This is a genomic window from Pseudogulbenkiania subflava DSM 22618 (assembly GCF_900177275.1).
In the GTDB taxonomy this organism is placed as follows: domain Bacteria; phylum Pseudomonadota; class Gammaproteobacteria; order Burkholderiales; family Chromobacteriaceae; genus Pseudogulbenkiania; species Pseudogulbenkiania subflava.
Window position 1 is genome coordinate 10,235 of the sequence record NZ_FXAG01000031.1, and the last position, 23,566, is coordinate 33,800.

Genomic DNA, 23,566 nt, shown 5'->3' on the forward strand with positions numbered 1-23,566 from the left:
GAGGAACGATTCCGATGAGCATCCCGTTCATTGACCTGAAAGCGCAGTACCAGCATCTCAAGGCCGACATCGACGCGCGTATCCACGCCGTGCTCGACCACGGCCAGTACATCATGGGGCCGGAAGTGGCCGAGCTGGAGCGCGAGCTCGCCGCCTACGTCGGCGTCAAGCACTGCGTCGGCGTGGCCGACGGCACCACCGCGCTGTTGATCGCGCTGATGGCGCTGGGCATCCAGGCCGGCGACGAGGTGATTACCACGCCGTTCACCTTCATCGCCACCGGCGAGATGATCGCGCTGTTGGGCGCCAAGCCGGTGTTCGTCGACATCGACCCGGGCAGCTACAACCTCGACCCGGCCCGGATCGAGGCGGCGATCACGCCGAGGACGCGTGCCATCATGCCGGTCAGCCTCTATGGCCAGTGTGCCGACTTCGACGCCATCAACGCCATCGCCGCTAGGCATGGCCTGCCGGTGATCGAGGACGGCGCACAGAGCTTCGGCGCCAGCTACCAGGGCAGGAAGTCCGGCGCCTTGTCGACCATCGGCTGCACCAGCTTCTTCCCGTCCAAGCCGCTGGGCTGCTACGGCGACGGCGGCGCCTGCTTCACCGACGACGACGCGCTGGCGAAAAAGATGCGCGAGATTCGCGTGCACGGCCAGGACCGCCGCTACCACCACCCGGTGATCGGCCTCAACGGCCGGCTCGACACGCTCCAGGCCGCGGTGCTGCTGGCCAAGCTGCCGAGCTTCCCGGCCGAAGTCGCCGCACGCGAGCGCATCGGCGCGCGCTACTCGGCGCTGCTCGCCGACGTGGTGCGCGTGCCGCGCCTGGCCGAAGGCTGCAGCAGCGTGCACGCCCAGTACACCATTGAGGTGGACGAGCGCGATGCGGTGGCGGCCACGCTCAAGGAGCTGGGCGTGCCGACCGCGGTGCATTACCCGATCCCGCTGCACCTGCAGCCGGCCTTCGCCCATCTCGGCCAGGGCGTGGGCAGCTTCCCGCTGGCGGAAGCGGCCGGGCAGCGCGTGCTGAGCCTGCCGATGCACCCGTTCCTGGACGAGGCCACGCAAGACGCCGTCGTCGCTGCCGTCAGGAAGGCGCTGGACTAAGTGCTGAAATCCGCCGTGCAACGGCTGGCAGCGGGCGGTTTCGCCCGCAACGTGGCGACGCTGACCGGCGGCGCGGCGCTGGCGCAGCTACTGCCGCTGCTGTTCGCGCCGCTGTTGACGCGGCTTTATTCGCCGGACGATTTTGGCCTGCTGGCGGTGTTTTCCGCTTGGCTGTCCAACCTGGCGGTGATTGCCACCGCACGCTACGACATGGCCATCGTGCTGCCCAAGGACGAACGCGACGCCGAGCGGCTGATGACGCTGGCGCTGGCGATCAACCTGGCGCTGCTGCTGGTGCTCACCGTGCTGCTGCTGCCGGCGCACGGCGGCATCGCCCGCCTGCTCGGTGCACCGGCGCTGGCGCCGTGGTTGCTGGTGTTGCCGGCCGGGGTGTGGCTGGCGGGCAGCCTGCAGGCGTGGACCAACTGGAACAACCGCCAGCGTCGTTACGCCGCCAACGCCCAGGGCCGGGTGGCGCAGTCGCTCGGGGTGACCCTGGCGCAGCTGGGCGCCGGCTGGGCTGGTCTGGGCTTCGCCGGGCTGATTGCAGGCTCGCTGGCGGGGCAGGCGCTGGCGCTGTGGGCGCAGGCGCGCGCCGATCTCGCCACGCGCTTGGCTTGGCTGCGCGGCCACCGCCGCGCCGAGCTGGCCGAGGTGGCGCGCGATTATTCCGAATTCCCCAAGGTCAACACCCCGCACGCCTTCGTGGTGGCGTTCCAGGATTCGCTAATGCTGGCGCTGCTGGCATCGTTGGCCGGGCATGCCGTGGTCGGGCAGTACGCGCTGGTGTTGCGCGTGCTGAAGCTGCCGGCGGCGCTGCTGGGGCAGGCGGTGTCGCAGGTGATCTTCCGCGACCTGGCCGAGGCGCACGCCCACGGCCGCGCCATGACACCGCTGTTGGCGCGCGCGCTGGCGGTCCTGGCCGGCGCCGCGCTGCTGCCGTTCGGGCTGTTGCTGGTGGCGGCCGAACCGCTGTTCGGCTGGGTGTTCGGCGCCGGCTGGCGCGAGGCCGGGGTGATCGCGGCGACGCTGGTGCCGTACCTGGCGGCGGCCTTCATCGCCGGGCCGTGCTTCATGGTGCCGATGGTGATCGGCCGCCAGCGCGCCTCGTTCCTGTTCGTGCTGACCGGCGTGGTGGTGAACATGGCAGCGTTCGCCGCGGTGTTCGTCAGCAGCCGCGACGCCCTGCTGGCGTTCAAGGTGATGTCCGGCGTGATGACCCTGTATTTCGCGGCCTACGTGGCATGGATCTTCCAACTGCTGCGCCGCCTGGAGACTCAAAGTGCTTGAACGACTCATGCTGCGCCTGTACCGGCTGTGGCCGCTGCTGCGCGGGGCGCACCTCGCGCCCGGGGCGCGCGTGCACCCGAGCGCGCGGGTGACGCGCTGGAACGCGCTGTCGCTGGGCAAGAACGCGCTGCTGTACTGGCGCGGCGACGCCCTGATCGGCCTGCACGGCCGGCTCACGCTGGGCGCCGACAGCCACCTCGCACCGTACTTCTACCTGTTGATCGGCGATCATCACCTGTATTTCGGCCACAACGTCGCGGTGGGGCCGCGCAGCCTGTTCTTCTGCCACTCCAACGGCATCCCGGCCGACGTGCCGGTGACGCCGTTCACCGAGTGCCACGTCGACGGCGACATCCGCGTCGGCGACAACGTGTTCATCGGCGCCGGCTGCATTGTGCTGCCCGGCTGCGAGATCGGCGACAACGTGGTGCTGGCGGCGGGCTCGGTGGCCAAGGGCCGGCTCGAGTCCGGCTGGCTCTACGCCGGATCGCCGGCCAAACAGGTGCGCCGGCTGTGCTGACCGCCAACTCGCTGACCGTCCCAATGCTGCTGGCCGCGCTGCCGCGCCTGATCGCCGGCCGCACTGCGCTGCGCCGGCGTTTGCGCGACGAACTGGCGCGGCTGTTCGGCATCGACGTGCGGCGCATCGTGCTGACCGACACCGGCCGCGCCGCGCTGGCCTTGCTGCTGCGCGCGCACGGCGTCGGACCGGGCGACGAGGTGATCGTGCCGGCCTACACCTGCGTGGTGGTGCCGAACCAGATCCCGGCCTTGGGCGCCACGCTGCGCTGGCTCGACGTCTCGGCCGCCACGCTGGGTTTCGACTGGAGCCGGCTCGACGCCGCCATCGGCCCGGCCACGCGCGCGGTGATCGTGCCGCACAACTTCGGCCCGGCTTGCCGCGTGCCGGACGCGTTGCGCCGGCGCCACCCGCACGTGGTGTTTCTCGACGACGCCGCGCACGGTTTCGCCTCGCAGTGCGACGGGCAATGGCTGGGGACGTACCACGACGGCGCCTTCTTCAGCTTCGAATACTCCAAGAACCTGAGCGGCGGCATCGGCGGCTTCGCCTTGCTGCCGGAAGGCTTGGCGGCGCAGGAACCGTCGGCCGAGGTCGGCGCGCTGGACCAGCTGCGCCTGCTGGCGACGCTGAGCGGACACCTTTTGACCGCACGCTGCGCGCAGGCCGGGCGCGTCTGGCTGGCGCTGGCGCGCCGCGCCGGGTTGATCTACCGCTCGTCCGACGCCGAGGTGGTCGACGGTGTGCCGCATCCGCCGCGCGCGCTGCCGGCGCTGGCGGCGGCCTTGTTGCTGCCGCAGCTGGCGGCGTTGCCGGCCATCCTGAGCCACAAGCAGCGGCTGGCCGAGCGCTATCGCGCGGCATTGTCCGCCGTGCCGGGTATCCAGCAGTGGCCGGCGGCGCCCGGCACGCACTGGGTGCGCTACCCGTTCGCACTGCCGGCGCCGGTGGCCGACAAGGCGGCGCTGGCGCGGCGCCTGAGTGTGGCCTCCGGCCTCGCCGTCGGCGTGTGGTTCGACGACGTGATCCATCCGGCCGGCTCGTTCCGCCACGGCTACGTCGCCGGCAGCGCGCCGGCGGGCGAGCGCCTTGCTGCCTCGGTGCTGAACCTGCCGATGAACGTCGCCGTCGCCTGCAATGCCCGGCTCGACGCCCGGCTGACGCGGCTGGCGGCGGCGTTGACTGCCTACCTGAAGGAGACCGCCGCATGAAGCTGCTCTTGATCGGCTCGGCCTCGGTGCACACCTTCCGTTATCTGACCGGTATCGCGCCGCACGTGGCCGAGGCGCACCTCGTCACCAGCGGCGAGCTGCCCGAGCACTACCGCCCGGCCAACCTGGGCCGGGTGCTGAGCGTGGATTTCAGCCTCAAGGCGCTGGCGACGGCAGGCCGCATCGCCGCGCTGATCGACGAGCTGCGCCCCGACATCGTGCACGTGCACCAGGCCAACAGCGTGGCCTGGCACGTGCGCCGCGCCCTGGCCGGCAAGGACGTGCGCTGGGTGCTGACCACCTGGGGCTCGGACGTGCTGCTGCTGCCGCAGCAGAACCGGCTGATGAAGGCGATGGTGGCGGCCAACCTGGCGGCGGCGGACGCGGTGACGTCCGATTCGCTGCATATGGCGGCGGTGATCCGCACCCTGGCGCCGGTGCGGCGCCTCGATGTGCTGAACTTCGGCATGGACGCGCTGCCGGAGGCGCCCGATCTGGCCGCCAAGCCGAAAAACGTGCTGTCGTGCCGGCTGCACAAGAAGCTCTACCGCGTCGACGCCATCCTCAAGGGCTGGGCCGAGGTCGAGGCCGACCCGGCCTGGGACGACTGGACGCTGACCGTGGCCGCCAGCGGCGAGGAGAGCGACTGCCTGAAAGGGGTGGCCGAAAGCCTCGGCCTGCGCCGCGTCAGCTTCACCGGCTTCGTGCCGGCGGCGGTGCTGGCCGGGCTCTACCGCTCGGCGCGGGTGTTCGTCAGCGTGCCGGAATCGGACGCCACCAGCATCAGCCTGCTGGAGGCGATGGGGCACGGCTGTCTGCCCTTGCTGTCCAACCTGCCGGCCAATCTGGAGTGGGTGCTCGACGGCGTCAACGGCGCCATCGTGGAAGACGTGGCACGCCTCGGCGACGCCCTCAAGAGCACGCTGCGCCGCGCCGGCGACGATGCCGCGCTGGCCGAGGCCGCCGCGCTCAACCGCCGCCTGATCGCCGCCAAGGGCCTGCATCAGGACAATATGCGCCGCTTTGCGGCGATCTATCACGATCTGCTGGGAACCCGATGAGAGTCTGCCATCTCACCAGCGCTCACCCGCGCTACGACATCCGCATCTTCGTCAAGGAGTGTGCCACGCTGGCGCGCGCCGGCCACGACGTGACGCTGATCGTGGCCGACGGCCAGGGCGAGGAAATCCGCGACGGCGTGCGCATCCACGACGTCGGCCCCAAGACCGGCGGGCGCCTCTCGCGCATGACCGGCACCGTCGAGCGCGTCTACCGCGCGGCGCTGGCGGCCAAGCCCGAGGTCGCGCACTTCCACGACCCCGAGCTGATCCCGGCCGCGCTCAAGCTGCGCCGCGCCGGCATCAAGGTGGTGTACGACGTGCACGAGGACGTGCCGCGCCAGGTGCTGGCCAAGCACTGGATTCCCGGCGCGGCGCGGCCGCTGGTCTCGAAGGGGGTGGAGCTGCTGGAACACTACGCCGCGCGCCGCTTCGACGCCATCGTCGCCGCCACGCCGGTGATCCGCCGCCGCTTTGCCGCGCTCGGCGCGCGCGCCATCGACGTCTGCAACTACCCGATCCTGGCCGAGCTGGTGCGCGACACGCCGTGGGAGGCGCGTCGCAACGAGGTGTGCTACCTCGGCGGCATCAGCCGCACGCGCGGCATCGCGCCGATCGTCGCCGCCTTGCCCTCCACCGCCACCCGCCTCAACCTGGCCGGGCTGTGGAGCGAGCCGGAACTCAAGGCCGAGCTGCAGCAGCAGCCGGGCTGGGCGCGCGTCAACGACCTGGGCGTGCTCGACCGCGCCGGCGTGGCCGAGGTGCTGGCGGCGAGCAAGGTCGGCCTGGTGACGCTGCTGCCGACGCCGAGCTACGTCGAGTCGCTGCCGATCAAGCTGTTCGAGTACATGGCCGCCGGCCTGCCGGTGATCGCCAGCGACTTCCCGTTGTGGCGCGACATCGTCGACGGCGCCGGCTGCGGCCTCCTGGTCGACCCGAACGACGCCGCCGCCATCGCCAGCGCCATCAACCTGCTGCTGGCCGACGACGCGCGCGCTCACGCCATGGGCGAGGCGGGCAAGGCGGCGGTGCTGGCGCGCTACAGCTGGGCCGCCGAGGGCGACAAGCTGGTGGCGCTCTATCGTGAGCTGGCAGGGAGGGCGGCATGAAGCGCTATCGCCAGCTCCTCGACCGCCTGCACGCGCTGGCGCTGGGGCCGACCCTGCTGCTGTTCGGCCTGCCCTTGGGCAGCCTGCTCTACGGCCTGCAGCAGCACACCTTCCGCCCGCTGCTGTGGGCGGCCTACTGCCTGGCGGCGATGCTGATGCTGATCGCGCCGATGTGGCTGTTCCGCCGCAAGCTCGCCGCCTGGATGGCCGACGATTTCGCCGGCTGGCGCCACGAGCGCGCGCGCGGCAAGTGGGCCTTCGCCGTCCGTCAGGGCCTGGTCTGGCGCGGTCTGCCGCTGGCGCTGTTCAGCCTGACCATGCTGATGCTGGGCTACGCCAAGCTGCCGACCCCGGCCGACGTGCTGTTCAACCTGGTGAGCTGGGGCGTCGCCGGCGTGGTGTTCACCAGCATGGACTGGAACGCCATGGAGCGCGCCTTCCGCCGCCGCCACCCAACCGACTGAAACCGACCGTGCGCATCCTCTACATCAACCATTACGCCGGCAGTCCGAAGCACGGCATGGAATTCCGCCCCTATTACCTGGCGCGGGAATGGGTCCGTGCCGGGCACGAGGTCAACCTGGTCGCGGCGGACTACTCGCACCTGCGCCAGCACAACCCGACGTTGGCCGAAGCCTACCGCGACGAGGACATCGACGGCATCCGCTACACCTGGTGCAAGACCCCGCCTTACGAAGGCAACGGCCTTCCGCGCGTGATCAACATCTTCCGCTTCCTGGGACGGCTGATGGGGCTGTCCAGGCGCTATCTGAAGGAATGGCGGCCCGACCTCGTCATCGCCTCGTCCACCTACCCGCTCGACACCGTGCCGGCGGCGTGGATCGCGCACAAGACCGGCGCGCGCCTGGCGTACGAGGTGCACGATCTGTGGCCGCTGACGCCGGTCGAGGTGGGCGGCATGTCGCCCAAACACCCCTTCATCCGCCTGCTGCAGTGGGCCGAAGACTTCGGCTACAAGAAAGCCGACACCGTGATCTCGATGCTGCCGTGCGCACGCGACTACATGGTCGAGCACGGCATGGACCCGGCCAAGTACGCGGTGGTGCCCAACGGCGTCGACGTCGCCGAGTGGCAGGGCGAGCCGGCGCCGCTGCCGGCCGAGCACGTCCAGGCGCTGGCCGATCTCAAAGCCCAAGGCCGCTTCGTGGTCGGCTACGCCGGCGGCCACGGCTTGGCCAACGCGCTCGATTTCCTGCTCGAGGCGGCCAGCCGATTGCAACAGGACAAGGCTAGCTTCGTGCTGGTCGGAGACGGCCCGGACAAGGCGGCGTTGCAGGCGCGCGCAGCCGAGCTGGGGCTGGCTAACGTACAGTTCCTGCCGTCGATTCCGAAACGCGCGGTGCCGGCCTTCCTGGCCCAGTGCGACGCGCTGTTCATCGGCTGGCGCCGCCTGCCGATCTACCGTTTCGGCATCAACCCCAACAAGCTGTTCGACTACCTGATGGCCGGCAAGCCGGTGATTCACTCGGTCGAGGCCGGCAACGACCTGGTGCGCGAGGCCGGAGCCGGGATCAGCGTCGGCGCCGAAGACCCGGCCGCCATCGCCGAGGCGGTGCGGCGCATGTTGGCGCTGCCGGCAGCCGAGCGCCAGCGCATGGGGGAGGTGGGCCGGGCGCACGTGCTGGCCCATCACGATTACGCCGTGCTGGCGCGGCGCTTCCTCGCCGCCTGCCGCTGAGGTCCGCCATGAGCCAGCCGCACGTCCGCTTCGATTTTGCCGACGGCCTCCGGGGCCTGGCGATGCTGTGCGTGGTGCTGTTCCATTACACCCAGATCTTCTGGTTCAGCCGCGCGCGCGTCGGCCAGATACTCGATCTCGCGCCGCTCGCCGGCTACCCCGGCACCTCGCTGGCGCTACCGGTCAACCTGGGCGCGGTCGGCGTCGGGCTGTTCCTGCTGATCTCGGGGCTGCTGATCCCGTTATCGCTGGGCCGGCAGGGGGCGATGCGCTTCGCCGTGACGCGGCTGACGCGCATCTACCCAACCTACTGGGCCGGCCTCGCCATCACCGTGCTGGCGCTGTGGCTGGCGAGCCGGCTGGGCGGTGCCCCGTTCGCGGTGAGCACGCGCGACGTGCTGGGGCACGCCAGCATCGCTTTCCAGGACATGCTGGGCGGGCGCAACATCGACCCGGTGATGTGGACGCTGAAGGTCGAGCTGTGGTTCTACGCGCTCCTGGGCACGGCGTTCGCGCTAACGCGCCGCCGCCTCAAGTGGGCGATCTGGCTGCTCGTGCCTATTCTGGCACTGCTGTGCCGCGGACCGGCATGGGGGACAGCGTGGCACGCCGCGCAGTATTATCTGACTCCGGTGGTGTGCTACTTTCCGCTGATGTTCGCCGGCAGCTGGTGCTACTTCTGGCTCACCGGCCAGGCCGCCCGGCGCGAAACGGCCATCATGGTGGCTCTGATGTTGGCACTGTTCGTCTGGTTCACCGGCTGGTCCTCGCCCGCGCTCTACCTGAGCTACGGCGTCGGCGTCATTCTGTTCGCGCTCGGCGTACTGCGGCCGGCGTGGTGGCGGAGTCGGCAACTGGCGCGCGTCGGCGCGGTCAGTTACGCCTGGTACGTGTGCCACTCCATCGCCGGCTACGTGACGATGACGGCGCTGGCGCGGCTCGGCCTGCCGTGGTGGCTGCTGGTGCTAGCGGCGCTGCTCGTCACCTGGTGGCTGGCGGTGGCGATCAACCGCTGGATCGAGCTGCCGACGCAGCGCTGGGGCAAGCGGCTGGCAGAACAGCTGTAGGGCGGAAGCCCTGACTGAGCGAGGCAAGCAACGCGTCGCGAAGGAAGAAAGGGCGTTCCGCCATGGGCCAGTATAAGGTTCGGGTGTGCCGCCGCCGGCGGAACGCCCCGTTGGGGCTTCCGCCCTACGGTGAGATGCGCAGGATGGGTGAGGCGTGATGGTTTATGGCGGGCGCGTCCACAGGCCCGGCGCCGGGCATGATAGGGCGCGCTAACGGCCAAGGCCATGGCAGGGAAGGAGGCGACGATGACTGACAAGGTGTTCTGGCGGGAGCCCTACCGCACGGCGCTGACTACCCGCGTCGCGCGCGTCGACGGGCTCGACGTGGTGCTCGAGGCGACGCTGTACTTCGCCGAGTCGGGCGGACAGGAGAGCGACACCGGCTCTATCGGCGGCTACCGCGTGCTGGCGGCGCGCTGGCAGGGGCGGGACCTGGTCTATACCCTGCCGCCGGGGCACGTGCTGGAGGAGGGCGACACGGTGACGGTGGAGATCGACTGGCCGCGCCGCTACGCCCTGATGCGGCTGCACTTCGCCGCCGAGATCGTGCTGGAGCTGGTGACGCAACGTCTGCCCGCCATCGGCAAGATCGGCGCGCACATTGGCGAAGACAAGGCGCGCATCGACTTCACCTGGCACGAGCCGCTGACGCCGCTGTTGCCCGAGCTCATGCGCGAGGCGCAGGCCGTGATCGATGCCGACGCCCCTATCGTCAGCGCCTTCTCCGACGAGGCCGCCGAGCGCCGCTACTGGGAAGTCGCCGGCTTCGGCCGCGTGCCGTGCGGCGGCACGCACCTGGAGCGCACCGGCGAGGTGGGCGTGCTGCGCCTCAAGCGCAAGAACGTCGGCAGCGGCAAGGAACGCATCGAGATTTACGCGGCGCCGCGCTGACGGCGTCGACGCAAGACAAGACATGACAGCAGGCGGTCTCCGCGAGGGGCGGGCCACCGCACAGAAAGCAAGGCATAAAACATGACAGAAAAATTCCTCCCCTTCGCCCTGCCCGACATCGGCGAAGAAGAAATCAACGAAGTGGTCGACGCGCTGCGTTCCGGCTGGGTCACCACCGGTCCCAAGACCAAGCAGTTCGAGGCCGACTTCGCGCAATTCCTCGGCGGCGAGGTCGAGGCGATCGCGGTCAACTCCGCCACCGCCGGCCTGCACCTGGCGCTGGAGGCGGTGGGGGTTGGCCCGGGCGACGAGGTGATCGTGCCGAGCTACACCTTCACCGCCACCGCCGAGGTGGTGCGCTACCTCGGCGCACACCCGGTGGTGGTCGACGTCGATCCGGTCACCTTCAATATCCGCCCGGACGCGATCCGCGCCGCCATCACCGCCAAGACCAAGGCGATCATGCCGGTGCATTTCGCCGGGCTCGCCTGCGACATGGACGCCATCCTCGCCATCGCTCGCGAGCATAAGCTCAAGGTGATCGAGGACGCTGCGCACGCGCTGCCGACGACGTACCAGGGCCAGTTGGTCGGCACGCTGGGCTCCGACGCCACGGTGTTCAGCTTCTACGCCAACAAGACCATGACCACCGGCGAGGGCGGCATGGTGGTGTCGAAGGACAAGGACCTGATCGCGCGCTGCAAGGTGATGCGCCTGCATGGCATCAGCCGCGACGCCTTCGACCGCTACGTGTCCAAGACCCCGGCCTGGTTCTACGAGGTGGTCGCGCCCGGCTTCAAGTACAACATGCCGGACATCGCCGCCGCGATGGGGCTGCACCAGCTGAAGAAGATCGACCGCTTCCATCAACAGCGCGAGGCGATGGCGGCGCGCTACGACCGCGAACTGGCCGGCCTGCCGCTGATCCTGCCGGCGCGCCCGGCGCTGGCGTCCGACCAGCACGCCTGGCACCTCTACCCGGTGCGGCTCAAGCCCGAGGCGGGGGTCAGCCGCGACGACTTCATCGTCAAGATGGCCGAGAAGGGCATCGGCTGCTCGGTGCACTTCATCCCGCTGCATCGCCACCCGGTGTGGCGCGATGGCTACCAGCTCAAGAACGCCGACTTCCCGGTGGCCGACGCCGCCTTCGAGGCCGAGGTGACGCTGCCGCTCTACACCCGCATGACCGATGCCGACCAGACGCGCGTGATCGCGGCGGTCAGGGAGATCCTCTGCGCATGAGCGGGTCCGTATTGCCGGCCGCCGGCCGTCCCGGTTCGATGGGCGCCAAGCGGCTGTTCGATCTGATCGCCGCCGGCGCCGGCCTGTTATTGCTGGCGCCGCTGCTGCTGGCGATCGCGCTGTGGATCAAGCTCGATTCCAGGGGGCCGGTGTTCTTCCGCCAGGAGCGGGTGGGGCGCTTCGGCCAACCTTTCCACATCCACAAGTTCCGTACCATGCGCGTCGACGCCGAGCGTCACGGCCAGCTCACGGTGGGGAGCGATGCGCGCGTCACCGGCGCCGGGCGCTTCCTGCGCAAGTCCAAGCTCGACGAGCTGCCGCAGCTGATCGATGTGCTGCTGGGCGACATGAGCCTGGTCGGCCCGCGCCCCGAGGTGCCGCGCTACGTGGCGCACTATCCGCGCGAGGTCAAGGCGCTGGTGCTGTCGGTGCGCCCCGGCATCACCGACTGGGCATCGATCCGCATGATCGACGAGAACGACATCCTCGGCGCCGCCACCGACCCGGAACGCGCCTACCTCGACGAAGTGCTGCCGCAGAAGCTCGACTACTACGTGCGCTACGCGCAAAGCCACACACTGGCCGGCGACGTGTGCATCATCCTCGCCACCTTGAAAAAGATCGTCCTGCGCTGACCATGATCGACAAGCTGCTTTCCTTCTCGCGCCACCACAAGATGGCGCTCCTGATGCTGATGGACGCGCTGCTGCTGCCGCTGGCGCTCTACAGCGCGGTGGTGCTGCGCCTGGGCGGGGTGTGGGACCCCAAGCTCACCCCCTACCTGTGGATTTTCGTGGTGCCGCCACTGTGGGTGATCCCGATCTTCATCAAGCTCGGGCTCTACCGCGCTGTCCTGAAGTACCTCGACGACAAGATCGTCTACACCGTGTGCTACGGCGTCAGCCTGGCGGTGCTGGTGCTGGCGGCGGTGATCGTGATGGCGCGCATCGGGCCGTTCCCGCGCTCCTCCATCGTCATCTTCTGGGTGTTCGCCATGGCCTACATCGGCGGCAGCCGCTTCCTGCTGCGTGGCCTGGTGCGTCGCATTGACGCGGTGGACAGCCCGCGCGAGCACGTCATCATCTACGGCGCCGGGCGCGCCGGCATCCAGCTGATGCTGGCCTTGCAGGCCGGGCGCGAGTACCGCCCGATGGCCTTCGTCGACGACAACCCGGCGCTGTGGCGCCACACCTTCCGCGGCCTGGCGGTGCACGCCCCGGCCGAACTGCCCTCGCTGCTCGCCGACACCGAGGCCAAGGCCATCCTGCTGGCGCTGCCGTCGGTCAGCCGCGCGCGCCAGCGCGAGATCCTGGAGAGACTGGAGTCGCTGCACGTGCCGATCAAGCGCCTGCCCGGCATGGCCGAGCTGGTGTCGGGCGAGGTGCGGGTGGAGGAGCTCAAGCGGGTCGACATCGAGGACCTGCTCGGACGCGACCCGGTGCCGCCGCGCCCCGAGCTGCTGGCGCGCAACATCGAGGGGCGCGTGGTGATGGTCACCGGTGCCGGCGGCTCGATCGGCTCCGAGCTGTGCCGCCAGATCGTGCGCCAGAACCCGGCGCGGCTGATCCTGTTCGAGTTGTCGGAGTTCGCGCTGTACGCCATCGACCAGGAGCTCAAGGCCCTGGCGCCGCAGCTGGAATGCCTGCCGCTGCTGGGCTCGGTCACCGACTACGAGCGGCTGTTCCGCGTCATCGACGGCTTCGGGGTGCAGACGGTGTTCCACGCCGCCGCCTACAAGCACGTGCCGCTGGTCGAGCACAACCCGCTCGCCGGCATCCGCAACAACGCCTTCGGCACCGACGTCTGCGCCCAGGCGGCCGAAGACGGCGGCGTCGACACCTTCGTGCTGATTTCCACCGACAAGGCGGTGCGCCCGACCAACGTCATGGGCGCCACCAAGCGTCTGGCCGAGCTGTGCCTGCAGACGCGCCACGCGCGCGGCAGCCGCACCCGCTTCGTCATGGTGCGCTTCGGCAACGTGCTGGGCAGCTCGGGCTCGGTGGTGCCGCTGTTCAAGAAGCAGATCGCCGCCGGCGGCCCGGTCACCGTCACCCACCCCGAGATCACGCGCTATTTCATGACCATCCCCGAGGCGGCGCAGCTGGTGATCCAGGCCGGCGCCATGGGCGAGGGCGGCGACGTGTTCGTGCTCGACATGGGCGAGCCGGTCAAGATCGCCGACCTGGCGCGGCGCATGGTCCACCTCTCCGGGCTTACGGTGAAGGACGAGAGCCGCCCGGACGGCGACATCGAGATCCGCTTCAGCGGGCTGCGCCCCGGCGAGAAGCTGTACGAGGAGCTGCTGATCGGCGACAACGTGCTGCCGACCGACCACCCGCGCATCCTGCGCGCGCAGGAATACCACCTCGACGAGGATGTGCTGACCGGTCTGCTGCAGCGCCTGCGCGACGCCTGCCTGCATCACGACGCCGACGCCGCCTTCCTTTTGCTGCAGCAGGCGGTACACGAGTTCCAGGCCGCCGAGCGCACGCGCGACTGGCTGGCGGAACAGGCTGCCAACGGCGTGGGGCCGGCGCGCTGACGGCAGACGGGGACTCGGTCCGACAGAAGGGGATCAGGGATGCGTTTTCAAGGCCGGCTGGTACGCTGGGACGACGCGCGCGGCTTCGGCTTCATCGCCCCCAATGGCGGCGGTGCCGAGGTGTTCGTGCACATCGGCGATTTGGGCATGGCCCCGCGCCGACCCGCCCTCGACGATATCGTCAGTTACCGCCAGGACTACGACGAGCGTCGACGGCCACGGGCCGTGGAGGCCAAGCTGGTCGGCGTGACGCTCCGCCAGGAAGGGCAGCGGGCCGGCGGGCTCGGCCTGGTCTGCACGGTGGCGGGACTGTTCTTCCTCGGGCTGTGGCTGGCGCTACTGGCCGGCCGGCTGCCGGCTTGGTTGATGGTGGGTTACGGTGGCCTGAGTCTGGCGAGCGTCGTGCTGTACTGGCACGACAAGACGTCGGCGCAACGTGGCCAGTGGCGCACCCCGGAACGCCGCCTGCACCTGCTGGCCCTGCTCGGCGGCTGGCCCGGCGCGCTGGTCGCCCAGCGTGCCTTCCGCCACAAGTCCAGCAAGCAATCGTTCCGCCGCGTCTACTGGCTCACGGTGGGGCTCAACCTCGCCGGCTTGGGCTGGCTGCTGGTGAAGGGGCCGGCACTGGCGGCGTGGCTGCCGGGCTGAGCGGCGCTGACAACACCCCCTCCCGGCGGTGCTCCGCTCGCGTGCGAATCTTCAGATTCTCCCGGCCAGCGCTTGCCGTCCTGCCGGAACGGCCTGCGGCCCTGCCGCCGTGTCGGAACCGTTGCAGCAGGGGGGTTGTCGGCGACGCTAAAAGGCGTTAATGAATAAAAAAAGGTTGCCCGAAGCCGGGCGTAGAGCCCGCTTCGGCCAACCTTTTTGCCGTGATGATGACGCCGCGGCTTACAGCGGCTGCGCCAGCAGCTCCGGCACGTCGGCCGGTGCCGCGGCGGGCGGCGCCTCGTCATCCGCCGCGACGACGCGGTCGCGGCCCTGCTGCTTGGCGCGGTACATGCGGGCGTCGGCGATCTCCACCAGCTGCTGCCAGCTCGCCGCCTGGTCCGCCTGGCTCTCGGTCAGCCCGATGCTGGCGGTCAGCGGCGAGCCGTCCGGACGCCGCCCGAGACCGTGCCGGCGCAGCCGCGCCAGCGCCTGTTGCGCCTGCTGACGGTCGGTTTCCGGCATCAGCAGCAGGAACTCCTCACCGCCCCAGCGCGTCAGGATGTCGCCGTGGCGCAGCGTGTCGCCGATGGCCTGCGTCAGGCTCTGCAGGGCGCGGTCGCCGGCCTCGTGGCCGTGTTTGTCGTTGATGCTCTTGAAGTGATCGAGGTCGATGAAGGCCACCGACAGCGGACGGCGCGCGCGCTGTGCCAGGGTGAACTGCAGGTCGAGCATTTCCTCGGCGCTGCGGCGCGAGAAGCAGCCGGTGAGGGTGTCGCGCACCGCCTGGTTGACCAGTGCGATCATGAAGGCGAGCTGGCTCATCGACGCCAGCGTCGCCACCGCGCTGATCAGCGTCAGCAGCCAGAACGCGCCGCTGAACGAGGGCCAGTCGATCACCTGCCATTGCAGCAGCCAGGCCAGGCCGTCCGCGATCAGGATCGGCGAGGCGAAGGTGGCGCTTTCCAGCAGCGTCAGCGGAAAGATGGCGAAGCCCGCCAGCAGCACAAACGGGAGGAAGGCATAGCCGGTGCCGATCGCCGCCGACAGCCCCTGCAGGTGGTAGCGCGTCAGCAGCAGGTGCGAGGCGATGTAGAACAGGGTCGGGATGGCAAACAGCGTCGCCATGGCGCGGTAGGCGTGGCGCAGGGTGCCGTCGCTGTGGTGGCCGAAAACCAGCCAGGCGAAGGCGGCGGTGGCCATCAGGCGCATGCCGGCCAGCTGGGCCGCCAGCTCCATCGGCAGCGCCACCACGTCGACCGCGATCCACAGCGGCGTGAGCAGGGCGAACAGCATGGCGAACAAGCGCGCCCGGTTGATGATGATCACGGCGCGGCGCTGTGCCATCAGCGGCATGTGCTGCTGCGGGCTGATCAGCCATTCCGTTTCGTGGACGGTCAGCTCGCCGGGGAGCAGCCCCAGCAGACGTTGCCACAAGGTGAGGGTGAGCTTCATCGTTGGGCACTCGGGGTGGTAAGCCCGTCATTCTAGAGCGCCGCATCCGGAAGGCTATTTGTCATAGATCAAGCCGGCGGCGATGCCGCCCCCGCTCCGGAGGCCGGCGTGGCGTTTTGGCATCAGCCGAGCCGACCGGCTGCAGTTTGCGTCGCCCGCCGCCCGTCGCATAATCGGGCCATCCACCACCCGACAGCGAAGGATCCACGCCATGGAATACCGCCCACTCGGCCGTAGCGGCCTCCAGGTCAGCCTCATCGGTCTCGGCACCATGACCTGGGGCGAGCAGAACAGCGAAGCCGACGCCCATGCCCAGCTCGACCTGGCGCTGGAGCGCGGCATCAACCTGATCGACGCCGCCGAAATGTACCCGGTGCCGCCCAAGCCCGAGACGCAGGGCCTGACCGAGCGCTACATCGGCAGCTGGCTCGCCAAGGGCGGGCGCCGCGACCGCGTGCTGCTTGCCACCAAGATCGCCGGCCCCGCCCTGCAGCGGCACAATCCGCGCCACATCCGCGGCGATGCCAACCACTTCGACCGCGCCAACCTGGTGGCGGCGCTCGACGGCAGCCTCCGGCGCCTGCAGACCGACTACATCGATCTCTACCAGCTGCACTGGCCAGACCGCCATACCAACACCTTCGGCCGCCTGGGCTACCCCTGGCAGGACGGGCCGGACCACGCGGTCGCCCCGGAAGAGACGCTGGCGGTGCTGGCGGATCTGGTCCGGGCCGGCAAGATCCGTCATATCGGCCTCTCCAACGAAACGCCGTGGGGCGTGGCGCGCTTCCAGCAGGCCGCCGAGCGCCTCGGCCTGCCGCACATGGTCAGCATCCAGAATCCCTACAACCTGCTCAACCGTAGCTACGAGATCGGCTTGGCCGAATTTTCGCATCGCGACGGCATCAGCCTGCTGCCGTACTCGCCGCTCGCCTTCGGCGTGCTCTCCGGCAAATACCTCGACCAGGCCCGCCCGGCCAACGCCCGGCTCACGCTGTTCGACCGCTTCACGCGCTACACCCGGCCGCAGGCGCAGCTGGCCACGGCAGAATACGTGGCGCTGGCGCGCCGGCACGGCTTGTCGCCGGCGCAGATGGCGCTGGCCTTCGTCAACTCGCGCCCCTTCGTCGCCAGCAACCTGATCGGCGCCACCACGCTGGCGCAGCTGGAAGAGAACATCGCCAGTGCGACGCTGACGCTGGACGACGAGGTGCTGGCCGGCATCGAGGCGATCCACGAACGCTACCCCAACCCGGCGCCGTGAGCCCCGGACGTGAAAAAACAAAAGCCCGCATCGGCGGGCTTTTGTCTGGGGAGCGGGGCAGGCTCAGGCGGCGTGCCACAGGTCGATCAGATCGCTCGCTTCCAGCTCTTTCACTTCGCTGCGCGCCTTGAGCCAGCCGGCCAGCTCGCCGCGCAGTTCCTCGCCGATCTTCACCGCGCCCACCGGGAACACCACGCCTTCCAGGTTGCAGCGGCCGTCGAAATGACCGCCGAAGCTCACGCCGGCCTCGTCCACGCGCGTCAGCCAGGCGTCGAGCAGGGCATCCTGGCCCTCGCTGCCGAGGTCGTCGGCCAGGGTAGCGACCAAGTGGAAGCCCAGTTCACGGTACTCGCCGACGCGCTGCTTCTTGCGCTGGCGGGTGTTGAGGCGCTTCAGGCGCTGGGCGGAATTCGGGTTGCGTACATCGCTCATGTCTAGACTCCAAGTATCGGGAAAACCGGGCATGGTAACAGATAAGAACCCCATCTCATTAGGCGGCGACGCCTCGCATCTTGAGCGCCGGCAGTACTGCGTGCGAATCCATCGCTGAGCAAATCCCTGCGTGCCAATCTTCGATTGGCTCAGCGATGGATTTGCACGCAGAGATTCGCTCAGCGATCAGGAATTCTCATGTACTGCGTGTCCATTCCGGTTCCTGTGCGCTGGCGTTTGACTTGCTCGCCTACTGAAATGGGCTCTGGCGGCCGGGCTTACAGCCCCAGCTCGTCCCACAGCCTATCGACGCGTTGTTTCACCGCCGCGTCCATCACGATCGGCGTGCCCCACTCGCGCTGCGTCTCGCCCGGCATCTTGTTGGTGGCATCCAGCCCCATCTTGCCGCCCAGGCCGGAGATCGGGCTGGCGAAGTCGAGGTAGTCGATCGGCGTGTTCTCGATCAGCACCGTGTCGCGCACCGGGTCCATGCGCGTGGTGATGGCCCAGATCACCTCCTGCCAGTCGCGCGTGTTCACGTCGTCGTCCACCACCACGATGAACTTGGTGTACATGAACTGGCGCAGGAAGCTCCAGCAGCCCATCATCACGCGCTTGGCGTGGCCAGGGTACTGCTTCTTGATCGACACCACCGCCATACGGTACGAGCACCCTTCCGGCGGCAGGTAGAAGTCGACGATCTCGGGGAATTGCTTCTGCAGGATCGGCACGAACACCTCGTTCAGCGCCACGCCCAGCACCGCCGGCTCGTCTGGCGGCTTGCCGGTGTAGGTACTGTGGTAGATCGGGTTCTCGCGCATGGTGATGCGCTCGATGGTGAATACCGGAAAGCGGTCCTGCTCGTTGTAATAACCGGTATGGTCGCCGTACGGTCCTTCCAGCGCGGTATCGTCCGGGTAGATATGACCTTCCAGCACGATCTCGGCACTGGCCGGCACCTGCAGGTCGGAGCCGATGCATTTCACCAGCTCGGTGCGGCTGCCGCGCAAGAGACCGGCAAACTGGTATTCGGACAGCGTGTCCGGCACCGGCGTCACCGCGCCCAGGATGGTGGCCGGGTCGCAGCCCAGTACCACCGCCACCGGGTAGGGCTTGTCCGGGTTGGCGGCGCGGAATTCGCGGTAATCGAGCGCACCGCCGCGGTGTGCCAGCCAGCGCATGATCACGCGGTTCCTGCCGATCACCTGCTGACGATAGATGCCGAGGTTCTGGCGCTTCTTGTTGGGGCCGCGCGTCACCGTCAGCCCCCAGGTGATCAGGGGTGCCACGTCGCCCGGCCAGCAATGCTGGATCGGCAGGCGTCCCAGGTCGACCTCGGCACCTTCCCAGACGATCTGCTGGCACGGCGCCTTCTTCACTTCCTTCGGCGCCATGTTGAGCACCTGCTTCAACAGCGGCAGCTTCTCCCAGGCATCCTTGAAGCCCTTGGGCGGTTCCGGCTCCTTGAGATAAGCCAGCGTCCTGCCGATCTCGCGCAATTCGCCGATGTCCTCCGCCCCCATGCCCATCGCCACCCGGCGCGGCGTGCCAAACAGGTTGGCCAGCACCGGGTAGTCGAAGCCGTGACCGTCGCGTACCGGCTGTTCGAACAGCAGCGCCGGGCCGCCGGCCTTCAGCACCCGGTCGCCGATCTCGGTCATCTCCAGATGGGTCGAGACCGGCACGCGGACGCGCTTGAGTTCCCCCTCGCGTTCCAGTTGGGCAATAAAATCGCGCAAATCGACATATTTCATGACGTGACCATGATCTAGCTCAAAAAACCGGGAAGCGAGTAGGGTTAATCTTCCCTCCGAAGACGTCGCACGCTACTGCCGGTAGGCGGCAAAGTCAACGGCAGTAGATCGGGCGATCAGCAATCCACCGACCATCTTTGGAGAAAACCATGAAAAAGCTTGCTATTGCCGTGATCGCCGGCCTGGTGTCCGCCAGCGCCTTTGCCGCCCAAGGGGACATCCTGGCGCGCTTTCGCGTCATCAACATTGATCCGGACGTGAAGACCAGCGGTGTGGTGTCGGATGTGCATGTCGATGTGGACAAGCAGACCGTGCCGGAACTCGACTTCACCTACATGATCACCAACAACATCGGTGCCGAGCTGATCCTGGCCACCGCGCGTCATGAAGTGACCTCCGACCTGGGCTCGCTAGGCAAGATCAACCACCTGCCGCCGACCGTGACGCTGCAATACCACTTCAACCCGGAAGGCCAGATCCGTCCCTACGTCGGTGCCGGCATCAACTACACCCGCTTCTACAACAACGATCTGCATCTGCCCGGCGGCACCAAGGTCAACGTCGACAAGAACAGCTGGGGTGGCGCGCTGCAAGTCGGTACCGACATCGCCGTCAACAAGGACTGGTTCGTCAACCTGGACGTGAAGAAGATCTACATCAAGACCGATGTCAGCGCCGCTGGTACCGATCTGGGCACCCTGAAGATCAACCCGTGGGTGTTCGGCGTCGGCGTCGGCACCAAGTTCTGATCGCCAGACGGCAGCACGACAAGGCGCACCACGTGGTGCGCCTTTTTTGTTGTGGCAACGGTAAAATAACCATTTTATGCCGTTGCGGAATTCATCCATGTCCAACTGGGTTGCTCAAGCCGTACGCCAGATCGAGGCGGACTTCCATCGTTCCAGCGATACCCATCTGATACCGCTGGCCATTCCGGCGCTGCCGCAAATCCAGCTGTATTTCAAGGACGAGTCCACGCATCCTAGCGGCAGCCTGAAGCATCGCCTGGCCCGCTCGCTGTTCCTGTACGGGCTGTGCAACGGCTGGATTCGTCAGGGCACGCCGATCATCGAGGCCTCGAGCGGCAGCACGGCGGTCTCCGAAGCCTACTTTGCCCGCCTGCTCGGCCTGCCGTTCATCGCCGTCATGCCCAAGGGCACCTCGGCCGAGAAGGTCAAGGCGATCGAGTTCTACGGCGGACGCTGTCATCTGGTGGACGATCCGGCCACCATTTACGACGAGTCGCGCCGCCTGGCCCATGAGCTTGACGGCCATTACATGGACCAGTTCACCTACGCCGAGCGCGCCACCGACTGGCGCAGCAACAACAATATCGCCGAAACCATCTTCCAGCAGATGGCGCTGGAACCGCATCCGGTCCCGACCTGGATCGTCTGCGGTGCCGGTACCGGCGGCACCTCGGCCACGTTCGGCCGCTACGTGCGCTATCAGAAGCTGGCTACCCAGCTGTGCGTGGTCGACCCGGAAAATTCGGTGTTCTACGACAGTTATCAGAGCGGCGACCGTGACTGCCGCTGTGAGGGCGGTTCCGGCGTCGAGGGCATCGGCCGCCCGCGCGTCGAGCCATCGTTCATCCCGACGGTGATCGACCGCATGATCCGCGTGCCCAACGTCGCCAGCTACGCCGCCATCCATTTCCTGCAGGAAGTCCTCGGCCGCCGCTGCGGCGGTTCCACCGGGACCAATTTCTTCGGCGTGTGCGAGCTGGTGACGCAGATGGTGGCAGAAGGGCGCAGCGGCTCGGTGGTGACGCTGATCTGCGACGACGGCAACCGCTACCTCAACAGCTATTACGACAGCGCATGGCTCGCCACGGGCGGCTTCGACATCGCGCCGTGGCTGGCGCGCTATCGACGCTTCTTCGAGACAGGGCGCTGGTGAGGATCGGGAGTAAAGAGCAGATGGAGGGCAAGGTTGGCCGAAGTCCGGCGGACCGTAGGCAAATGGCGAGCGATAATGACGGTATGCGTGAACAGACTCGGTTGAGCGAACGGGGCGCCCCATGTTGACTCCCGTCCGCCATGGCGTGCCACAGCGGGCCCATATCGCCCGCTACCTGGCCCTGCTGCTGTTCGTCGTGATCGTATTTGCTAGTCTGTACCCGTTCACCGGCTGGAGCTACAGCGGTCGCCCTCTGCTCGAGTTCCTGTTTTATCCGTTGCCGTACTACTTCCGCCTGTTCGACAACCTCGCCAACCTGGTGGTCTACATTCCCTACGGGTTTGGACTGGCGCTATCGTTCCGACCCCGCTGGCTGGGCTGGATCACGGCGCTATTGTTGTCGGCGCTGACCAGCTTCACGATGGAATTCATCCAGCAGTTCCTGCCGGAGCGCGTCGCCTCCAATCTGGACATGCTCTACAACGTCGCGGGTGCCTTCATCGGTGCCACGCTGGCGGTCAGTCCGCTGTTTCGCCACGCCTGGCACCATCTCTGGCGCTGGCGCCAGCGCTATTTCGTCGCCAATGAACCCGCCGACTACGCGCTGGCCTTGATGGCGCTCTGGTTCCTCACCCAGCTCAATCCTTCCATCCCGCTGTTCGGCGTCGTGGTCATGCCGCTGGGCCTGCCGCAGCCCTTCATCTCGCCGCTCGACAACCCGGCACTGTTCCTTTTCCTGCTCGAAGCCGGCGGGGTCATGCTGCACCTGACCGCCACACTGCTGTTCGTCACCAGTTTCCTGAGCAAGCGGCGCTATATCGCCCGCAGCGTCACTACCGTCGTCGTGCTGGCGGTCTTCCTCAAGATGCTGGCGGCCGGCATGCTGCTCAAGCCGTTCGCTTTCTTCGAGTGGATCAACAGCAACGTGCTGGCGGGCCTGGGGGCCGGGTTCCTGCTGGTGTGGCTGCTCACCCGCTTCGGCCGGGGCGTGCAGTTGGTCGTGGCGCTGCTGGCGCTGCTGGCGACGCAGCTGATCTCCGCGCTTTGGCCGCTGTCCGCCAACGAACTCGACATGCTCACGCTGTTTCGCTGGGGCTACGGCCACCTTGCCAATATGAACGCGCTGGTGGAGTTCCTGTCACGTCTCTGGCCTCTGGCGGCGGCACTCTGCCTGATCGGCGCCCTCTGGAATGTGCGGCACATGCCGTCACTGCAAGCCAAGCCGAAGTAATTCCCCTAACTGGCGTACGTGCACATCGACATAGGATGGCCGACGTGCGCTAGGGCTGATCCACACCGTGCGCATCCCCAGGCGCTTGGCCGCCTTCAGATTGGCCAGCGAATCTTCCACCATGATGCATCGGACCGGGTCCAGACCTTCGCGCTGCAGCACGGTACGGAACGACCGAGGATGTGGCTTGGGCTGCAGATCCAGCCGTTCCACGCCATAGACGCTGGCGAAGTGCCGCCTGATCCGCATCCTCCTCAGCACACCCTCTACATAATGCTGTGGTCCGTTGGACAGCAAGATCTTGCGGCCGGGCAAGCGGCGTAGCAGTGCTGCCGTCTGTGCCTGCCAGACCAGCAACGTTTCCAGTTCGCTCATGGGGTGGGTGTCGCGCAGAAAGGTCTGCGGTGCGATGCCATGATGTTGCTGCAGGCCTTTCAGCGTCGCACCGTATTGTCGCCAGTAACGTTGTCGCAGCTCCGTCGCGCTGTCTTCATTCATGCCCAGGTGGCGCATGATGAATTCGGTCATGCAACGATTGATATGCGGAAACACCGCTGCCGAGGCGTGGTGCAAAGTGTCGTCCAGATCGAAAATCCAGGTGGGCTTCAAGGTGTTATCCCGTCTCGGTGCAGATTCTGACTTGGAATTATGAACTGATCCGTCGTTTTATCGAGGTCTCGGCATCGTTTCTGCCCGCCGTATTAGCCGGATGAACAGTGCTTCGAGGGGGTGGGAAAAATTCTTACGCCTGAAATTTTCTTTGAAAACAGCTTGTTGTGATCGTTTCGTCCGGTTTCTGTTATTTTTCTGCAAAAAAGCGTTGACGGGGGTGGGGTCGGGGCGTATAGTTCGCCTCCTCAGCTGACGAAGCAAACGAAACAACCCAGTCAGCACCGCTCTTTAACAGACAGAATAACCGATAGGTGTGAGTGCTCGGCAAAGCCGACACTTGCACTGCAAGACAGGAAGTATCTCGATATTTCTTTGATCTTGCGTGCCAAAAATTGCTATGAGATTGAACTGAAGAGTTTGATCCTGGCTCAGATTGAACGCTGGCGGCATGCTTTACACATGCAAGTCGAACGGTAACAGGGGCTTCGGCCCGCTGACGAGTGGCGAACGGGTGAGTAATGCGTCGGAAC

22 protein-coding genes and 1 rRNA gene are annotated in these 23,566 nt (G+C 67.5%); 19 read left to right on the forward strand and 4 right to left on the reverse strand.

Annotated elements, in window-relative coordinates; translation table 11 throughout:
* The first annotated feature begins 14 nt into the window (after positions 1-14).
* From B9N72_RS19365 to B9N72_RS19430, 14 genes are all read left to right on the forward strand, one after another.
* Complete coding sequence (locus B9N72_RS19365; protein ID WP_085277834.1) at positions 15-1,112, forward strand: DegT/DnrJ/EryC1/StrS family aminotransferase; 1,098 nt, start codon at positions 15-17, stop codon at positions 1,110-1,112.
* Positions 1,113-2,402: a lipopolysaccharide biosynthesis protein gene (locus B9N72_RS19370; RefSeq protein ID WP_085277835.1), complete on the forward strand. Its 1,290-nt coding sequence runs from the start codon at positions 1,113-1,115 to the stop codon at positions 2,400-2,402. It abuts the gene before it with no gap.
* Complete coding sequence (locus B9N72_RS19375; protein WP_234986065.1) at positions 2,395-2,922, forward strand: acyltransferase; 528 nt, start codon at positions 2,395-2,397, stop codon at positions 2,920-2,922. The genes B9N72_RS19370 and B9N72_RS19375 overlap by 8 nt, the downstream gene beginning before the upstream one ends.
* The gene (locus tag B9N72_RS19380; RefSeq protein ID WP_085277837.1) at positions 2,916-4,133 is read left to right on the forward strand and encodes a DegT/DnrJ/EryC1/StrS family aminotransferase; all 1,218 of its coding nucleotides are present in this window, start codon (positions 2,916-2,918) and stop codon (positions 4,131-4,133) included. Before B9N72_RS19375 ends, B9N72_RS19380 begins: the two co-directional genes overlap by 7 nt.
* Positions 4,130-5,194 carry a glycosyltransferase gene (locus B9N72_RS19385; protein WP_085277838.1) on the forward strand — a complete coding sequence of 355 codons (1,065 nt, stop codon included), beginning with the start codon at positions 4,130-4,132 and terminating at the stop codon, positions 5,192-5,194. Before B9N72_RS19380 ends, B9N72_RS19385 begins: the two co-directional genes overlap by 4 nt.
* Positions 5,191-6,300 (forward strand): glycosyltransferase family 4 protein, encoded by a 1,110-nt coding sequence (locus B9N72_RS19390; protein WP_085277839.1) that lies wholly within the window; start codon positions 5,191-5,193, stop codon positions 6,298-6,300. Before B9N72_RS19385 ends, B9N72_RS19390 begins: the two co-directional genes overlap by 4 nt.
* Positions 6,297-6,764, forward strand: coding sequence for a hypothetical protein (locus B9N72_RS19395; protein ID WP_085277840.1), 468 nt, complete (start codon positions 6,297-6,299; stop codon positions 6,762-6,764). The genes B9N72_RS19390 and B9N72_RS19395 overlap by 4 nt, the downstream gene beginning before the upstream one ends.
* A gap of 8 nt (positions 6,765-6,772) precedes the next feature.
* The gene (locus B9N72_RS19400) at positions 6,773-7,999 is read left to right on the forward strand and encodes a glycosyltransferase family 4 protein (protein WP_085277841.1); all 1,227 of its coding nucleotides are present in this window, start codon (positions 6,773-6,775) and stop codon (positions 7,997-7,999) included.
* Between the two features lie 8 nt (positions 8,000-8,007).
* Entirely contained in the window at positions 8,008-9,066 is a 1,059-nt protein-coding gene (locus B9N72_RS19405; protein WP_085277842.1) for an acyltransferase family protein, read from the forward strand.
* A gap of 246 nt (positions 9,067-9,312) precedes the next feature.
* Complete coding sequence (locus tag B9N72_RS19410) at positions 9,313-9,957, forward strand: alanyl-tRNA editing protein (protein ID WP_085277843.1); 645 nt, start codon at positions 9,313-9,315, stop codon at positions 9,955-9,957.
* Positions 9,958-10,038: 81 nt separating this feature from the next.
* Entirely contained in the window at positions 10,039-11,199 is a 1,161-nt protein-coding gene (locus B9N72_RS19415; protein WP_085277844.1) for a DegT/DnrJ/EryC1/StrS family aminotransferase, read from the forward strand.
* Positions 11,196-11,834: a sugar transferase gene (locus B9N72_RS19420; RefSeq protein ID WP_085277845.1), complete on the forward strand. Its 639-nt coding sequence runs from the start codon at positions 11,196-11,198 to the stop codon at positions 11,832-11,834. Before B9N72_RS19415 ends, B9N72_RS19420 begins: the two co-directional genes overlap by 4 nt.
* 2 nt (positions 11,835-11,836) lie before the next feature.
* Complete coding sequence (locus B9N72_RS19425; RefSeq protein ID WP_085277846.1) at positions 11,837-13,741, forward strand: polysaccharide biosynthesis protein; 1,905 nt, start codon at positions 11,837-11,839, stop codon at positions 13,739-13,741.
* Between the two features lie 39 nt (positions 13,742-13,780).
* Positions 13,781-14,389: a DUF1294 domain-containing protein gene (locus B9N72_RS19430; protein WP_085277847.1), complete on the forward strand. Its 609-nt coding sequence runs from the start codon at positions 13,781-13,783 to the stop codon at positions 14,387-14,389.
* A 240-nt stretch (positions 14,390-14,629) separates the two neighbouring features.
* Here B9N72_RS19430 and B9N72_RS19435 read toward each other — a convergent pair whose 3' ends face one another.
* Positions 14,630-15,841 (reverse strand): GGDEF domain-containing protein, encoded by a 1,212-nt coding sequence (locus B9N72_RS19435; RefSeq protein ID WP_085277848.1) that lies wholly within the window; start codon positions 15,839-15,841, stop codon positions 14,630-14,632.
* Between the two features lie 211 nt (positions 15,842-16,052).
* Here B9N72_RS19435 and B9N72_RS19440 point away from each other — a divergent pair, with 211 nt between their 5' ends.
* Positions 16,053-17,105 (forward strand): NADP(H)-dependent aldo-keto reductase, encoded by a 1,053-nt coding sequence (locus tag B9N72_RS19440; RefSeq protein ID WP_085277849.1) that lies wholly within the window; start codon positions 16,053-16,055, stop codon positions 17,103-17,105.
* A gap of 63 nt (positions 17,106-17,168) precedes the next feature.
* Here the strand turns inward: B9N72_RS19440 and B9N72_RS19445 are convergent, their stop codons facing one another.
* Positions 17,169-17,537, reverse strand: a complete 369-nt coding sequence (locus B9N72_RS19445; protein WP_085277850.1) for a YggL family protein — start codon at positions 17,535-17,537, stop codon at positions 17,169-17,171.
* Between the two features lie 278 nt (positions 17,538-17,815).
* On the reverse strand, positions 17,816-19,291 hold the full coding sequence (gene ubiD / locus B9N72_RS19450; protein WP_085277851.1) for a 4-hydroxy-3-polyprenylbenzoate decarboxylase: 1,476 nt from the start codon (positions 19,289-19,291) through the stop codon (positions 17,816-17,818).
* Positions 19,292-19,440: 149 nt separating this feature from the next.
* Between ubiD and B9N72_RS19455 the strand changes: the two genes are divergently transcribed.
* The 3 genes from B9N72_RS19455 (at position 19,441) to B9N72_RS19465 (ending at position 22,424) form a co-directional block, all read left to right on the forward strand.
* Positions 19,441-20,040, forward strand: coding sequence for an OmpW/AlkL family protein (locus B9N72_RS19455; protein WP_085277852.1), 600 nt, complete (start codon positions 19,441-19,443; stop codon positions 20,038-20,040).
* A gap of 97 nt (positions 20,041-20,137) precedes the next feature.
* The gene (locus tag B9N72_RS19460) at positions 20,138-21,193 is read left to right on the forward strand and encodes a PLP-dependent cysteine synthase family protein (protein WP_085277853.1); all 1,056 of its coding nucleotides are present in this window, start codon (positions 20,138-20,140) and stop codon (positions 21,191-21,193) included.
* A 121-nt stretch (positions 21,194-21,314) separates the two neighbouring features.
* Positions 21,315-22,424: a VanZ family protein gene (locus B9N72_RS19465; protein ID WP_085277854.1), complete on the forward strand. Its 1,110-nt coding sequence runs from the start codon at positions 21,315-21,317 to the stop codon at positions 22,422-22,424.
* Here B9N72_RS19465 and B9N72_RS19470 read toward each other — a convergent pair.
* On the reverse strand, positions 22,401-23,033 hold the full coding sequence (locus B9N72_RS19470; RefSeq protein WP_085277855.1) for a pyrimidine 5'-nucleotidase: 633 nt from the start codon (positions 23,031-23,033) through the stop codon (positions 22,401-22,403). The genes B9N72_RS19465 and B9N72_RS19470 overlap by 24 nt on opposite strands.
* Positions 23,034-23,441: 408 nt before the next feature.
* On the opposite strand from B9N72_RS19470, the gene B9N72_RS19475 reads away from it, so the two are divergent.
* A 16S ribosomal RNA gene (locus tag B9N72_RS19475) occupies positions 23,442-23,566 on the forward strand; the annotation flags it as partial.

Coding starts and splice junctions, on each gene's coding strand:
- B9N72_RS19365 (WP_085277834.1), top strand. CDS start 15: ATGAGCATCCCGTTCATTGACCTGAAAGCGCAGTACCAGCATCTCAAG.
- B9N72_RS19385 (WP_085277838.1), top strand. CDS start 4,130: ATGAAGCTGCTCTTGATCGGCTCGGCCTCGGTGCACACCTTCCGTTAT.
- B9N72_RS19390 (WP_085277839.1), top strand. CDS start 5,191: ATGAGAGTCTGCCATCTCACCAGCGCTCACCCGCGCTACGACATCCGC.
- B9N72_RS19395 (WP_085277840.1), top strand. CDS start 6,297: ATGAAGCGCTATCGCCAGCTCCTCGACCGCCTGCACGCGCTGGCGCTG.
- B9N72_RS19405 (WP_085277842.1), top strand. CDS start 8,008: ATGAGCCAGCCGCACGTCCGCTTCGATTTTGCCGACGGCCTCCGGGGC.
- B9N72_RS19410 (WP_085277843.1), top strand. CDS start 9,313: ATGACTGACAAGGTGTTCTGGCGGGAGCCCTACCGCACGGCGCTGACT.
- B9N72_RS19415 (WP_085277844.1), top strand. CDS start 10,039: ATGACAGAAAAATTCCTCCCCTTCGCCCTGCCCGACATCGGCGAAGAA.
- B9N72_RS19420 (WP_085277845.1), top strand. CDS start 11,196: ATGAGCGGGTCCGTATTGCCGGCCGCCGGCCGTCCCGGTTCGATGGGC.
- B9N72_RS19425 (WP_085277846.1), top strand. CDS start 11,837: ATGATCGACAAGCTGCTTTCCTTCTCGCGCCACCACAAGATGGCGCTC.
- B9N72_RS19430 (WP_085277847.1), top strand. CDS start 13,781: ATGCGTTTTCAAGGCCGGCTGGTACGCTGGGACGACGCGCGCGGCTTC.
- B9N72_RS19435 (WP_085277848.1), bottom strand. CDS start 15,841: ATGAAGCTCACCCTCACCTTGTGGCAACGTCTGCTGGGGCTGCTCCCC.
- B9N72_RS19440 (WP_085277849.1), top strand. CDS start 16,053: ATGGAATACCGCCCACTCGGCCGTAGCGGCCTCCAGGTCAGCCTCATC.
- B9N72_RS19445 (WP_085277850.1), bottom strand. CDS start 17,537: ATGAGCGATGTACGCAACCCGAATTCCGCCCAGCGCCTGAAGCGCCTC.
- ubiD (WP_085277851.1), bottom strand. CDS start 19,291: ATGAAATATGTCGATTTGCGCGATTTTATTGCCCAACTGGAACGCGAG.
- B9N72_RS19455 (WP_085277852.1), top strand. CDS start 19,441: ATGAAAAAGCTTGCTATTGCCGTGATCGCCGGCCTGGTGTCCGCCAGC.
- B9N72_RS19460 (WP_085277853.1), top strand. CDS start 20,138: ATGTCCAACTGGGTTGCTCAAGCCGTACGCCAGATCGAGGCGGACTTC.
- B9N72_RS19465 (WP_085277854.1), top strand. CDS start 21,315: ATGTTGACTCCCGTCCGCCATGGCGTGCCACAGCGGGCCCATATCGCC.